The sequence below is a fragment of the Anaerotignum lactatifermentans genome (assembly GCF_014982935.1).
Lineage (GTDB): Bacteria > Bacillota > Clostridia > Lachnospirales > Anaerotignaceae > Anaerotignum > Anaerotignum lactatifermentans.
The window spans coordinates 15,524-28,641 of record NZ_JADCKK010000031.1; the positions used below are offsets into that span (position 1 = coordinate 15,524).

15 protein-coding genes and 1 riboswitch are annotated in these 13,118 nt (G+C 48.1%); of the genes, 9 read left to right on the forward strand and 6 right to left on the reverse strand.

Annotation, left to right across the window (positions count from 1 at the left end; genetic code table 11):
• Positions 1–183 precede the first annotated feature (183 nt).
• Both INF29_RS08905 and INF29_RS08910 read left to right on the forward strand, forming a co-directional pair.
• Positions 184–381 (forward strand): hypothetical protein, encoded by a 198-nt coding sequence (locus tag INF29_RS08905; RefSeq protein ID WP_191343842.1) that lies wholly within the window; start codon positions 184–186, stop codon positions 379–381.
• Positions 329–931 (forward strand): C39 family peptidase, encoded by a 603-nt coding sequence (locus INF29_RS08910; RefSeq protein ID WP_193486069.1) that lies wholly within the window; start codon positions 329–331, stop codon positions 929–931. Before INF29_RS08905 ends, INF29_RS08910 begins: the two co-directional genes overlap by 53 nt.
• 119 nt (positions 932–1,050) lie before the next feature.
• Here the strand turns inward: INF29_RS08910 and INF29_RS08915 are convergent, their stop codons facing one another.
• The 5 genes from INF29_RS08915 to INF29_RS08935 all read right to left on the reverse strand — a co-directional run bounded on the left by INF29_RS08915 (position 1,051) and on the right by INF29_RS08935 (position 6,212).
• Positions 1,051–1,224, reverse strand: coding sequence for a hypothetical protein (locus INF29_RS08915; protein ID WP_022255809.1), 174 nt, complete (start codon positions 1,222–1,224; stop codon positions 1,051–1,053).
• Between the two features lie 130 nt (positions 1,225–1,354).
• Positions 1,355–2,602 carry a DUF1015 domain-containing protein gene (locus tag INF29_RS08920; protein WP_193486071.1) on the reverse strand — a complete coding sequence of 416 codons (1,248 nt, stop codon included), beginning with the start codon at positions 2,600–2,602 and terminating at the stop codon, positions 1,355–1,357.
• Position 2,603: 1 nt separating this feature from the next.
• Entirely contained in the window at positions 2,604–3,782 is a 1,179-nt protein-coding gene (locus INF29_RS08925) for a 3-phosphoglycerate dehydrogenase family protein (RefSeq protein WP_193486073.1), read from the reverse strand.
• A gap of 14 nt (positions 3,783–3,796) precedes the next feature.
• Entirely contained in the window at positions 3,797–4,879 is a 1,083-nt protein-coding gene (gene serC / locus INF29_RS08930) for a 3-phosphoserine/phosphohydroxythreonine transaminase (RefSeq protein WP_193486075.1), read from the reverse strand.
• Positions 4,880–5,342: 463 nt separating this feature from the next.
• Positions 5,343–6,212 carry a LysR family transcriptional regulator gene (locus INF29_RS08935; protein ID WP_193486078.1) on the reverse strand — a complete coding sequence of 290 codons (870 nt, stop codon included), beginning with the start codon at positions 6,210–6,212 and terminating at the stop codon, positions 5,343–5,345.
• A 119-nt stretch (positions 6,213–6,331) separates the two neighbouring features.
• Here INF29_RS08935 and INF29_RS08940 point away from each other — a divergent pair, with 119 nt between their 5' ends.
• The 7 genes from INF29_RS08940 to thiD all read left to right on the forward strand — a co-directional run bounded on the left by INF29_RS08940 (position 6,332) and on the right by thiD (position 12,957).
• A complete protein-coding gene (locus INF29_RS08940; protein ID WP_193486081.1) occupies positions 6,332–7,243 on the forward strand; it encodes a DMT family transporter in 912 nt (303 codons plus the stop codon).
• Positions 7,244–7,351: 108 nt separating this feature from the next.
• Positions 7,352–8,059, forward strand: a complete 708-nt coding sequence (locus tag INF29_RS08945) for an N-acetylmuramoyl-L-alanine amidase (protein ID WP_243184133.1) — start codon at positions 7,352–7,354, stop codon at positions 8,057–8,059.
• Between the two features lie 46 nt (positions 8,060–8,105).
• Positions 8,106–9,359 (forward strand): DEAD/DEAH box helicase, encoded by a 1,254-nt coding sequence (locus INF29_RS08950; RefSeq protein ID WP_193486087.1) that lies wholly within the window; start codon positions 8,106–8,108, stop codon positions 9,357–9,359.
• Between the two features lie 92 nt (positions 9,360–9,451).
• A complete protein-coding gene (locus INF29_RS08955) occupies positions 9,452–9,760 on the forward strand; it encodes a DUF1292 domain-containing protein (RefSeq protein WP_022255590.1) in 309 nt (102 codons plus the stop codon).
• 92 nt (positions 9,761–9,852) lie between these two features.
• Positions 9,853–11,118 (forward strand): PI-PLC domain-containing protein, encoded by a 1,266-nt coding sequence (locus INF29_RS08960; RefSeq protein WP_193486090.1) that lies wholly within the window; start codon positions 9,853–9,855, stop codon positions 11,116–11,118.
• 313 nt (positions 11,119–11,431) lie between these two features.
• Positions 11,432–11,541: riboswitch (TPP riboswitch) on the forward strand.
• A gap of 93 nt (positions 11,542–11,634) precedes the next feature.
• A complete protein-coding gene (gene thiW / locus INF29_RS08965; protein ID WP_072849058.1) occupies positions 11,635–12,123 on the forward strand; it encodes an energy coupling factor transporter S component ThiW in 489 nt (162 codons plus the stop codon).
• Positions 12,124–12,141: 18 nt separating this feature from the next.
• On the forward strand, positions 12,142–12,957 hold the full coding sequence (gene thiD, locus INF29_RS08970; RefSeq protein WP_072848953.1) for a bifunctional hydroxymethylpyrimidine kinase/phosphomethylpyrimidine kinase: 816 nt from the start codon (positions 12,142–12,144) through the stop codon (positions 12,955–12,957).
• Here the strand turns inward: thiD and INF29_RS14525 are convergent.
• A partial coding sequence (locus INF29_RS14525; RefSeq protein WP_207728147.1) for a hypothetical protein occupies positions 12,918–13,118 on the reverse strand: 201 nt, incomplete at its 5' end. The genes thiD and INF29_RS14525 overlap by 40 nt on opposite strands.

The window sequence follows — 13,118 nt, forward strand, 5'->3', positions numbered from 1 at the left end:
GATCATGGGAAATACCGATTTTCTTTTTCTTTGAAAGGAAAAGCGAAGTGAAAAAGGAACTTTTCTGCGGAAAAACCCACTTCCTAAGAATTTCCATGGAATATCTTAATAAATTCGACAGGGTTTCGCAAAAGTTCCGTTAAAAAAGTGTGTTATACTGCTTTTGTAATCAGGAACGGGGGCGTGGGCGATGCAGATATTGCGTATTTTGCAAATAGCAATATTGGGTATTTTATTTTTTCTCACAATGGTACAGATTTACTTTCAAATTTTCTCTCCCCGCCGCAGAAAGAACGGTTGGCGGAGAACCCTGATTTATTGCGGGCTGATGTTCGTAATTTTTCTCATTCCTTCTTTGGCGCCGGCTCCCGTTCAATCTGATTCGGTGACCATCAGCAAGTCGGCGGCACATGTGCCGGACTGGCTGGTTTATTACAACCAGACAGACGAACGCTGGGCACATGAGTTATACGGCGAAGTGGACTATATAGAAGAAGCCGGATGCGGTCCTACGGTGCTGGCTATGGCAGTCAGTTCCCTGACGGACACCCAGGTGAGTCCAAAGGAAATGGCAGACTGGGCAGCAGAAAATGGATATTGTGCGCCGGGCTCCGGCAGTTATCATACCCTCATTGCCGATGGGCTGAAGCATTTCGGATTGGAGTGCGCCACCACCAATGATGGGGCAGAGGTACAGAAAGTCTTGCAGGCTGGTTATCCCGTCATTGCCCTCATGGGGGAAGGTCACTTCACCGGCGGCGGACATTTCATACTGCTCTGCAACATAGACGCCAGAAACGAAGTCTTTGTGGCAGACCCAAAAAGTGTGGAAAACACAGAAAAGCTGTGGTCGCTGGATACCATATTGGCAGAAGCCAAAACAAGCCCTACCACAAACGGGGCTTACTGGATTATTAGACAACAAGTTTAAATTTCGAATATAGAATCATACCCCTCTCTCAAGAAAACGGAAAAAGGACCATCGAACAGATGGTCCTTTTTCTGTGCAGTGTTTTACGAGAGATTTTCTGGAAATAAGTGTTTTGCCGGTTAGTTTTCCAGCATATTGTCGATCATGTCGTCCATGACTTCTTCGGCTTTGACAGCCATCTTTTTGCCTTTTTTCATCATTTTGCGGTAGGTCTTTTTGTCCTGCATCAGATAGCCAACGCCCATGATGGCAGCAGCGCCGCCCACAAGCATGCCAGTGGTGAATTTGTTCATGTTTTTCCGCCTCCTTTTTCTTTTTTAGTATGAGGAAAAGAAAAAAGAATATGCAGGAGAAAATTGGAAAAATAAAAAAAGAAAACCCCCGATGCAAGGGGAGGCGCAAAGGGGGTTTCTAGCATAAGTTTTATTCGCCCAGATCGTGGATGAACAAGCCGCTGCGCAGCTTAGGTTCAAACCATGTGGATTTGGGGGGCATGGTACGTCCGGCGTCTGCCACTGCCATCAGTTCATCCATGGCTGTGGGGAACATGGAAAATGCAACCTGCATTTCGCCGCTGTCCACTCGTCTTTCCAGTTCGCCCAGTCCGCGGATACCGCCGACAAAGTCGATGCGTTTATCCACTCTGGGATCACCGATGGCAAGGACAGGCGCGAGGAGAGAATTCTGTAAGATGGACACGTCCAGTCCATCTACAGGGTCGTGGGACAAAATGTGGTCTTTGGCTTCTAAGAGATACCATTTGCCGCCCAGATACATACCGAAGGTATGTCTGCGAGGGGGATGGCAGGGGGAAGCGGGAGCGGGAGAAACCTTGAAGTTTTCGGAAATCTTTTCCAAAAATTCCTGTTCATTCCGTCCGTTCAGGTCTTTGACCACACGGTTGTAATCCAAAATAAAGAGTTCATCCGCAGGGAACAGTACGGAAAGGTAGTAGTTGAATTCTTCGTCGCCGGTGTAATCCGGTTTCTGTTCTCTGCGTTTCAGACCCACTTTCACAGCAGATGCGTTCCGGTGGTGTCCGTCGGCAATATAGAAGTTTTCCACGTTGGCAAAGCTCTGTACCAACATGCCGATTTCTGTATCGCTGTCAATGACCCATACAGTGTGACCGATGCCGTCATCGGAAACAAAGTCATAGACAGGAGGCACTGCCGCTGTATAGCCGTCGATGATGGCTTTGGCGTCAGGATTTTCTTTATATGCTAAGAAAATAGGACCTGTGTTGGCATTGAGGGTATCCACATGACGGATACGGTCTGCTTCTTTGTCGGCACGGGTCAGCTCGTGCTTTTTGATGGTGTCATTGAGATATTCGTCAATGGCGGTGCAGACAACCAGTCCTGTCTGGCTTCTGCCGTCCATGGTCAGTCGATAGATGTAGAAATTGGGCAGCAGATCCTGTGTGAAGATGCCTTTGTCCAGCATGTCATAAAAGGTGTCTTTTGCCTTTTCGTATACAGCAGGGCTGTAAGGGTCTGTGCCTACAGGCAGATCGATTTCCGCCCGGTCAATATGTAAAAAGGAATAGGGATTTCCCTTTACCATTTCTCTGGCTTCCTCTGTATTCATCACGTCATAAGGCAGGGCTGCCACGTCCTTGGCATATTCAGGTGCGGGACGGATGCCCATAAAAGGTCTGATGGTTGCCATATTATCCCTCCTGATTCAGTACGCGTACTTTTTTAACACTGTGGATGGCATAGAGGTCATCCACCAGTTCGTTGACGTTTTCCGGCAGGTTATCGCAAACGATGATGTTGTAAGCCAGCTCGCCTTTGGAGTTGTTTACCATCTTGTCGATGTTGATATGGTGCTTGGTAAATACGGCACCCAACTGCCCGATCATGTTCACGATGTTGGAGTGGGAAATGGCAATACGAGGTTTGCCGGAATAAGGCACGATACAGCCGGGGAAGTTCACGGAATTGCGGATGTTGCCGTAACGCAGGTATTCCCGCAGTTCCACAGCAGCCATTTCGGCGCAGTTTTCCTCGGATTCCGGTGTAGACGCACCCAGATGAGGCAGAACGATGATGTTTTCGTTGCCCAGCAGGGTTTCGTCAGGGAAGTCTGTGATATATCTTGCAATGATGCCTTTTTCAATGGCGTCTTTCAGTGCTTCGTTGTCTACCAGACCGCCTCTGGCAAAGTTCAAAAGTCTTGCGCCTTTTTTGGTTACGGCAAAGAGTTTTTCGTCAAAGGTGTTTCTGGTTTTGTCATTCAGTGGAATGTGAATGGTGATGTAATCGCTCTTGGATACCAGTTCTTCCAGTGTTTCCGCTTTATCAACGGAAGCGGACAGATGCCAAGCGGCTTCCAGTGTCAGGAAGGGGTCATAGCCGATGACGTCCATGCCCAAGTCCAAAGCGGCATTTGCCACCAGTACGCCAATGGCGCCCAGACCGATGACGCCGATGGTTTTTCCCGCGATTTCGGGACCGATGAACTGCTTTTTGTTAGCTTCTACGGCTTTTTCCACGTTTTCATTGCCTGCCAGAGTCTGTACCCACTGAGCGCCGTTGATGATGCGGCGGGAGGATACCAAGAGACCTGCCAGCACCAGTTCTTTTACGGCGTTGGCATTGGCACCGGGGGTGTTGAATACGGGAATCCCCATTTCTGTGCATTTGTCAATGGGAATGTTGTTGGTGCCTGCACCTGCGCGGGCTACCCCCAGCAGGTTGTCGTTGAGCTCCATGCTGTGCATGTCGAAGCTGCGCAGAATGATGCCCTCAGGGCGTGCAGCTTCCGGGTCTATGTGAAATTCTGCTTCAGGCAGTTTGCTCAGACCTGCCTGAGAAATCTGGTTCAGTGTTTTGATGGTATACATACGGACATTCTCCTTTACTTGTTTTCTGCTTCAAACTGTTTCATAAACGCCACCAGCGCTTCTACGCCTTCTTTGGGCATAGCGTTGTAGATGCTGGCACGCATGCCGCCAACGGTACGATGACCTTTCAGATTCACAAAGCCTTTTTCGCTGGCTTCTTTGATGAATTTTGCGTTCAGTTCTTCTGTGGGCAGCACAAAAGGCACGTTCATGAGGGAACGGTCTTTTTTCTGCACAGTGCCGTGGAACAGGGCAGAACTGTCCAGAAAATCATAGAGCAGTGCCGCTTTTTCTTCATTGCGTTTCTGCAGAGCTGCTACGCCGCCTTGTGCTTTTACCCATTCAAACACTCTGCCCATGAAGTAAATACCGTAAGTGGGCGGTGTGTTGTAAAGGGAATTGTTTTTGGCATGGATGTCATACTTGAGCATGGTGGGTGTGAAATCCATGGCATTGCCCAGCAGGTCTTCCCGGATGATGACAACAGTCACCCCGGCAGGACCCAGGTTTTTCTGAGCACCCGCAAAGAGCAGACCGAACTTTGTGATGTCGATTTCCTCGGACAAAATGGAGGAGGACATATCCCCCACCAGAGGAACATCGCCCACATTGGGCAGTTTGGTCCAGCGTGTGCCGTAAATGGTGTTGTTTAAAGTGATATAGAAATAGTCCGCATGTTTGTCAAATTTGGATTCATCCAGTTCGGGGATGCGGTCGAAAGTGGTGTCGGCAGAAGAAGCCACAATGTTGACTTTGCCGTAGCGTGCCGCTTCTTCTGCGGCTTTTTTTGCCCACTGACCTGTTACCACATAGTCTGCCTTGTTGTTTTTGTTCATCAGATTCAGCGGAATCATGGCAAACTGTGTGGAGCCGCCGCCCTGCAGGAACAGGATTTTGTAATTGTCGGGAATGTGCATCAAATCCCGCAGGTCTGCCTGAGCCTTTTCCAAAATGCCTTCGAACACTTTAGATCGATGGCTCATCTCCATTACGGACATGCCTGAGGAGCCGTAACAGACAAATTCTTTTTGCGCCTGTTCCAGAACTTCCAGTGGCAGCATGGATGGTCCAGCTGAAAAATTGAATACTCTTTCCATAAATAAGCCTCCCTTAAAGTGTGATAAGTAATGATGTCCCGATTGTGTGGGACGGAAAAAGACCAGGGTCTTTTTGGTTTTATGAAGTTGATTATAGCACGGCAAGCGGAACCGTCAATAAAAAAGAAGTATTTTTTAAAGTGTAAAAAAAATTTCGGAGGATAGCGCAAAAAAAGTACAAAAAGTTGCCAAAAAAATGTCAATATTAAACAGACAAATGTCCACGTATAAAATACAAAAATGAATACTGTCTTTTGTATACAGCAAAAAGCCCATAGAAATCAAGCCTTCCCCAAAAAGCGAAAATCCATCTGTCGCTGTATCAGCTTATGGTCTGACAAAAGAAAGGATGACGTTTTTTTGCATTCAAAAGACAAATTCTTTGTTGTGTTCGCACAAAAAGGACAAAAAAGAACACATCCCCAAAAATATTTTGGAGGGGATGTGCTCCATGAAAAGAGAATTATTTTTCTGCCAGCATTTTGCAGGTCAGGTCTACGAACGCTTGAGCGGCGGGAGAAAGTTCTGCTTGTGGCAGAGCAATGCCAAGAGAAATGGTATGAGGCGGGTCTAAAGGCAATTTGACAACGTTAGCCGTGTGCCCTTCGGTGATGAGGCGGTTCATGATACTCATGCCCAAACCCTGGGCAATCATAGAAAGGGCGGCATGGTTTTCGATGGTTTCATATTTCACTTTGGGGTGGATGTCATAAGCGCGGAACAGCTGGACAACGTCATAATCGGCGCCATAAGCAGGCATGATGAAGTCCTCTTGCTGGCAGGCGGAGAGAGGATATATCTTTTCTCCTGCCATGGGATGTTCCGGCGGCAGTACAGCAATCATGGGGTCTTTTCGCAGGGGAATCCATGTGTAAGGACTGTCGGACTTTTCGCTGTAAAGGCAGACATCTACCTGTCTGTTTTCCAGAAAGCTGTCCAGTTCCTGATGGATGCCTTCTTTTAATATGATGCGGATGCCGGGATAGGACACGGCAAAGGCTTTGATGACGGGAGGCAGCCAGCAGGTGGCAATGCTGGTGTAAACGCCGATGGTAAGGCGACCTGTCTGTAAGCCGTTGATGCGGGAGGAAATCTGCTCAAAACGGTTGGCACAGTCTGCCATTTCCCGCAGAACAGGCATCAGCTCCAAGGCGCTGGGGGTGGGAACAACGCCAGTTTTGGAGCGGTACAGCAGGGGAAAGCCCAGTTCTGCTTCCAGATTGGTCATCATGTGGCTGATGCCCGAAGGGGTGTAGTGGAGCTGTTCCGCTGCCTTTGTGAAACTGCCTGTATCAATGGCAGCCAGAAGCGCTTCGCATTTTTTAAAATCCATTTTGTGACCTCCTTATCTATGACGATTCTTCATAGATAATAGTATAAAACAGCGTTTTACTTTATACAAGAGGGGCGTTATACTGAGGGCAGATATTTCGGAAAGGAAGGCGGTAAGGTATGCAGAAGAAAGAAATGGCAGGGCTCATGGTCATTGCGGCAGGATGTCTTTGGGGTGTCATTGGATTGTTTTCCCGCAAGTTGTCGGCGGTAGGGTTTGATGCCGTGCAGATTACGGCGCTGCGCAGTCTGGTGACGGCTGTAGGGCTGTTTTTGCTGCTCTTTTGCAAAGACCGGAAACTTTGCCGCATAGATTGGAAAGACCTGTGGATGTTCTTAGGCACAGGCATTTGCAGCATTGCCGGATTCAACATCTTTTACTTTGTGACCATCAGCGTCACCACATTGTCCGTGGCAGCTATCCTCCTTTATACAGCGCCTTTTTTCGTTATGGTATTGTCTGCGGTGCTGTTTCATGAGAAAATCACTGCCCAGAAGGTGAAAGGGCTTGTATTCGCTTTGGCTGGATGCATCTGCACCACAGGGATTTTCAGCGGCAGTTTCCATGTGACGGTACTGGGCATCCTCACAGGTGTTGCATCTGGTTTCTGTTATGCTCTTTATAGTATTTTCGGGAAATTCGCCCTGAAAAAATATACTTCCGAAACGGTGACACTCTATACATTCCTTATGGCATCTGCTGCCATGTTGCCTCTGTCCCATCCGGCGGACATGTTTTCTCTGGCAGTCAGTGATTTTTCTCTGACAGGCGGCATTTTACTGCTGGGTTTGGTGTGTACCCTTCTTCCTTTTCTGCTCTATACCAGAGGGCTGTCCCGTATGGATTCGGGAAAAGCCTCTGTTCTTGCCTTTGCGGAGCCCCTGACGGCAACCCTTATGGGGGTAGTTGCTTTTGGCGAAGTGCCGGATGGCTTTGGCTGGCTGGGTGTTGCGCTACTCTTTGGCGCATTGGTACTGCTGCAAATGCCCCAGAAACAAAGAAAAACTGGAAAGATTCCGAACATTTCGTAAAATATAAATTCCCATTTCCTTAGGAAAAAAGACGGTGACGGCTATTTTTGGCACGACCGTCTTTTTTTCCTGTCTAAAACATAAACATGACAGGAGGGGGGAATGGATATGGACGAAAAGAAGCGGCGATATTTGTTATGGGCGTGTTGTATGGTCATTTGCCTTTGTGTGCTCCATCAGGGACGGGCAGCGGAAACCATGCTGCCTGTGGCGGAAAAGACCATTGTGCTGGATGCGGGGCACGGCGGCTGGGACCCGGGAAAAACAGGGAAAACCGGTGTGGATGAACAGGAACTGAACCTTGCCATTGTGAAAAAATTGCAGGCATATCTGGAACAGGGGGGCGCAAGGGTCTATGTGACCAGAGGGGACGGCATGGCTTTGGGGCAGAGCAAACAGGAGGATATGCGGGTGCGGAAAGAAATCACCAATGAAAGCGGCGCGGATTTGCTGGTGAGTATCCATCAGAACGCCTTTCCTTCTTCCTCCGCCAAAGGGGCACAGGTTTTTTACCATAGCCAGAGCGAGGAAGGCAAAGCTCTTGCCCAATGCATACAGGAAAGTCTGCGGCAGAGGGTAGACAAAGAGAACACCAGACAAATCAAGGCAAACAGCGATTATTACATCCTTCGCACCACCCAGATTCCGGCGGCATTGGTGGAGTGCGGCTTTTTGTCAAATGGAGCGGAAGAAGCCAAACTCAATGACGATACTTATCAGGAACAGATGGCATGGGGCATTTACTGCGGTATTCTGGACTATTTTGCGGCGAAAGACGGCGCCGGAGGTTTACAGCTTGCGGAAAAGCGGATATAATGGGAAAAACGACGAAAGGCTTTGATTATTAGGAAGGAATGGAACCATGGAACAGAATTTTCAGACACTGGGACTGTCCGACGCCCTTGTGGCAGGCTTGGCAAAGCAGGACATCACCGTGCCCACAGATATACAGACAAAAATGATCCCTGCCATCATGACAGGGAAAGACGTGGTCGGCAGATCGGAAACAGGCTCTGGTAAGACATTGGCTTATCTGCTGCCCATTTTTCAGCGGATTGACCCCAATGTAAGGGGCACACAGGCAATCATCCTGACACCTACCCATGAACTGGCTGCGCAGGTGCACCGTCAGGCGGAACTGCTGGCAAAGAACGCTGGCGTTAATGTGGGCTGTGCCCTTATCATCGGTACTGCAAGATTGCAGCGTCAGGTGGAACGCCTTCGTGAAAAACCGCCCATCGTAGTAGGCTCCACAGGTCGTATTTTGGACCTGATCAAACGGAAAAAAATTCAGGCACATCTGGTAAAGACCATCGTGCTGGATGAAGGGGACAGACTGCTGGAAGATGGCAATTTCGCGGCGGTGCAGGCTGTGATCAAAACAACTCTCCGTGACAGACAGCTGGTGCTGCTTTCTGCTTCCGTTGGCGGCGAAACCCAGCAGCGTGCAAAAGAAATCATGAAGGAAGATGCCCTTTTTGTGGAAGGGGCTTCTCAGGTGGGACAGGTTCCCGATACCATTTCCCATTACTTTATCCTGACTGCACCCAGAGAAAAATTCCTCATGCTGCGGAAAGTGCTGGCAGGGGAAAAACCGAAAAAAGCTATGGTATTTCTCAATAACCCGGAAAACATCGAGGTTACTGTGGACAAGCTCAATTACCATGGCATTAAGGCAGCTGGCATCTACGGTCAGGTAGGCAAGTTGGACAGAAAAACAGCACTGGACGATTTCAGAGAAGGTCGTGTGCAGGTATTGGTGGCTTCTGACATTGGTGCCAGAGGTCTGGACATCCCTGACGTGACTCATGTTATCAATCTGGATATTCCCGAAGACCCTACCCATTATCTCCATCGGGCGGGACGCTGCGGCAGACAGGGACAGACAGGCTGTGCCATCTCCATCGTAACCCCTTATGAACGCCGCTGGATTCATAAGTACGAAAAGGTATGGGGACTGCGTTTTGCCCAGAAAGACATGGTTTACGGCAAGCTTACCGACAGCACCAAGACCAAAAAAGACTTGGAGCCTAGAAAATCCCAGCCCAAGGAAAAATCCCAGCCCAAAGGACAGGCAAAAAGCGGCAAGAAGTTTGTAACAAAAAAGAAAAAATAAATCCCGAAAAAATCATTGTGGAAATCATGGAAATCATGTATCATAAATAAGGAACTTTTAAGTAAAAAACAACATTGCAGGAGGTAGCGAATATGAGCGAAAAATGCGGATGCGGCTGCGGTCATGACCACGAACACGAAGAAGACGTAATGGATCTGGAAACCATGTTCCTGACACTGGACGACGATACAGAAATGGAATGCGGCATTCTGGGCGTATTTGAAGTGGAAGGTCTGGAAGGCAAAGAATACATTGCCCTGCTTCCTTTGGAAGACGAAACCGTTCTGCTGTATGAATACAAAGAAGTTGGCGACGAAATCGAACTGAACGTTATCGAAGATGACGATGAATTCGACAAAGTTTCCAACGCTTTCTACGACATGTACGAAGACGAAGAATAAACCGAACACAACAAGGGGCAGGGCATGGGGAGACTATGCTTCTGCCTTTTTGTGTCTGAAGAATATTTTACCAGAATATGGAGTGTGATGAGATGAAAGGAAAAAGACTGAGCGCTATGGCAGTGGCAGCCATGCTGGGGGTATTGCTGGTGCCTGCCAATGCGTATGCGGCGAATGCGGACTGGACCGCAGGAAATCCCCTCATTGCCCACGCTTTGGGGGAATATGACGGAAAAATCGAAACCAACTCTCAGGAAGCCTTTATTTCCTCTTGGGAAAACGGCTACCGCGTCATGGAGGCGGATTTTATCTATACATCTGACGGGGCACTGGTGGTGCGCCATGACTTCGACGCTGACGGCAGTTATTACCGTCTGGAAATCGAACCGGGCAGCAATCTGGTCATGGACAGCAATACTTTCCAGAATCAGAAAATCATTTATGAACAGACCCCTATGACAGCTGTAGACCTGATGTATCTGATGACCACTTACACAGACGTGTATCTGGTGACAGATACAAAGGATACAGATAAAGCCACTGTCCAGAAACAGTTCCAGGATCTGAAGAATATTGCCAACAATATTGGTCATCCCGAAATTCTGGACCGCATTATCCCGCAGATTTATAGCGAGGAAATGTTGGGTTGGATCAAGGAAATCTATGACTTCCCTCAGTGGATTTATACCCTGTATTTGCAGACCAATGTAGACTATGCAGAAACAGCGGATTTCTGCGCCAAAAACGGCATTGGCGTTGTGACCATTGAAAAAAGCCGCCTGACTCAGTCTATCGTGGACACTTTCCAGGCGAAAGATGTGCAGGTTTATGCCCATACGGTAAACCGCTATTTGCAGTTTGAGGACCTGCTGGCAATGGGTGTCAGCGGCATTTACACAGACAGCATCAAGCCTTATGAACTGGATTGGATAGGTCTGGAAAACGCAAGAAAACTCTCCGTGGAACCTGTGAACATGGGCAGCAACAACTATACCCTCCATACCATGGACATCATGGGCACCAAGTATGTGAAACTCCGTGACTATGCGGCAATGTTGTCCGCAAATGGCGGATTCTCCGCACAGTTTGACGTTACTACAAACACATTGGCACTGAAAAACAGCGGTACCTTCACCACACTGGGCAATGAACTGCTGCTGAAAGAAAGCGACCGCCTCATTACCAAAAGAGCGGAAAACAAACTGACTTATAACGGCACAGAAGTGACCTTCACAGGCTACACCATCGACGGGGACCTCTATTATCCTTTGCAGGGCATGCTGGATTTGACCGGTCATGCACTGGAAACAAAAGACGGCGTCACAACGGTGACAAAAGCGGCAAAAACAGAGAAATAAAAAAGCATGAAAAGAAAGCAACTTCCCCTTAAGAAAACATTGGTTTTCCGTTTTATTAATTTCTTAAGGGGAATTGCGACGGCTGTCTTCAGAAGAAAACATACCAAATAAAATCTCAGTAAAAATAAGAAAGCTGGAATCCTTTGTTTGATGAGATTTCAGCTTTCTTTGTTTTCTTATGAAGATGCCCCTACGGCTGTATCCTTGAAAAATGAAGGGTTACAGCCTTTTTATTTCGGGAAAAAGTACACCTGAACTCGTTGACAGAAAATACAAACAGTGGTATGCTGTGGACAGAAGAACAACAAATTTTTACATTTGCTGGGGGTGCCGCGCAAACGGCTGAGAATCGGTAATGGGTCCGATACCCTTATTTCACCTGATCTGGATCATGCCAGCGTAGGGAAGCGGAATCTTGCAGAACAGGCACAGCAAAGCGGCTGTGCTTTTTTTATGCAAAGGATGCCCACCTTTTCCAGCAATGTAAACGGACTGAGAAAAAAGGAGAGAGGCACTATGAAAACAAAGAAAATGGCAATTTCGGCAATGTTCATTGCAGTGGGCGTTTTGGCTGGGAATATCATTTACATCCCTGTGGGGGCATCCAAATGCTTCCCCGTGCAGCATACCCTGAATATACTGGCGGCAGTATTTCTGGGACCTGCTTACGGCGTCATCAACGCTTTCTGCATTTCCCTGCTGCGCAACTTCATGGGCACAGGCTCTTTGCTGGCATTCCCCGGCAGTATGGTAGGGGCGTTTCTGGCAGGGATGATGTATAAAATGACAAAGAACAATTGGGCAACGGCAGCTGCGGAAGTGGTTGGCACAGGGGTTCTGGGCGGTCTTTTGGCAGTGCCCATGGCAATCCTTTTGATGGGTCAGGAAGCCGGCGCATTGGCTTTTGTGCCTTCTTTCCTGCTCAGCTCCTTCGGCGGCAGCGTCATTGCCATGATTTTGCTGAAGTCTGCCCATTTTGTGCAGGCAGCAAAAAAGAGTATTTGAAAACAGGAGGAATGAAGTATGAAACATGTATTGACCATAGCTGGTTCTGACACCTGCGGCGGCGCTGGCATTCAGGCAGACCTGAAAACATTTTCCGCACAGGGCACTTATGGTATGAGCGTTATTACAGCGGTAACTGTCCAGAACACACAGGGTGTATTCGGCTGCCAGGACATCGACCCTGAAATCATCAAAGGTCAGATTGACGCCATTTTTACAGACATTGAAGTAAGCGCTGTAAAAATCGGTATGGTATCCCAGATTCCTACCATCCACGCCATTGCAGACAAACTGGAACAGTATCAGCCCAAGAATGTTGTGCTGGACCCTGTTATGATTTCCAAGAGCGGTTTTGACCTGATGCAGCCCGAAGCCAAAGAAGCACTCATCACCAGACTGATTCCTCTGGCTTATGTCATCACTCCCAACCTGCCGGAAGCAGAAGTCATCACAGGTCTGAAGATCAACGACCTGGCTTCTATGGAACAGGCAGCAAGAGCCATTCATAAAATGGGCGCCAAAAACGTGCTCATCAAAGGCGGCCATCTGGAAGACGACGCTACAGACCTGCTCTTTGACGGGGAAAACATTGTGACACTTCATTCTGACCGTATCAATACAAAGAATACCCACGGCACAGGATGCACCATGTCCTCCTGTATTGCGGCAAATCTGGCAAAAGGCAAAACTGTGGAAGAAGCAGTGCGCATTGCCAAAGATTATATCACAACAGCCATTGCCCATTCTCTGGACATTGGCAAAGGCGTAGGTCCTACCAACCATTTCTATGAACTCTATACCAAAGCTGGTATCTGGGACGAAATCAAAGATTGATTCTCTTTCGGAGCATGTTTTTCTGGACATGCTCCTTTTAGTACCATATAAGTGTAAGAGATAAAGCATATCATTTGTGCTTTACCCTCTGCACTTATTTTTTTATGATAAGGGAGTAATTGGTCTGGCGAGGCTCTTTTTGGATTAATCACATCCGTCAT

Excerpts from the sequence above, each read along its gene's own strand:
- serC (WP_193486075.1), bottom strand. The coding sequence starts at position 4,879 with ATGGAAAGAGTATTCAATTTTTCAGCTGGACCATCCATGCTGCCACTG.
- INF29_RS08950 (WP_193486087.1), top strand. The coding sequence starts at position 8,106 with ATGGAACAGAATTTTCAGACACTGGGACTGTCCGACGCCCTTGTGGCA.
- INF29_RS08940 (WP_193486081.1), top strand. The coding sequence starts at position 6,332 with ATGCAGAAGAAAGAAATGGCAGGGCTCATGGTCATTGCGGCAGGATGT.
- INF29_RS08935 (WP_193486078.1), bottom strand. The coding sequence starts at position 6,212 with ATGGATTTTAAAAAATGCGAAGCGCTTCTGGCTGCCATTGATACAGGC.
- INF29_RS08920 (WP_193486071.1), bottom strand. The coding sequence starts at position 2,602 with ATGGCAACCATCAGACCTTTTATGGGCATCCGTCCCGCACCTGAATAT.
- INF29_RS08925 (WP_193486073.1), bottom strand. The coding sequence starts at position 3,782 with ATGTATACCATCAAAACACTGAACCAGATTTCTCAGGCAGGTCTGAGC.
- INF29_RS08910 (WP_193486069.1), top strand. The coding sequence starts at position 329 with ATGTTCGTAATTTTTCTCATTCCTTCTTTGGCGCCGGCTCCCGTTCAA.
- INF29_RS08955 (WP_022255590.1), top strand. The coding sequence starts at position 9,452 with ATGAGCGAAAAATGCGGATGCGGCTGCGGTCATGACCACGAACACGAA.
- thiD (WP_072848953.1), top strand. The coding sequence starts at position 12,142 with ATGAAACATGTATTGACCATAGCTGGTTCTGACACCTGCGGCGGCGCT.
- INF29_RS08960 (WP_193486090.1), top strand. The coding sequence starts at position 9,853 with ATGAAAGGAAAAAGACTGAGCGCTATGGCAGTGGCAGCCATGCTGGGG.
- thiW (WP_072849058.1), top strand. The coding sequence starts at position 11,635 with ATGAAAACAAAGAAAATGGCAATTTCGGCAATGTTCATTGCAGTGGGC.
- INF29_RS08945 (WP_243184133.1), top strand. The coding sequence starts at position 7,352 with ATGGACGAAAAGAAGCGGCGATATTTGTTATGGGCGTGTTGTATGGTC.
- INF29_RS08915 (WP_022255809.1), bottom strand. The coding sequence starts at position 1,224 with ATGAACAAATTCACCACTGGCATGCTTGTGGGCGGCGCTGCTGCCATC.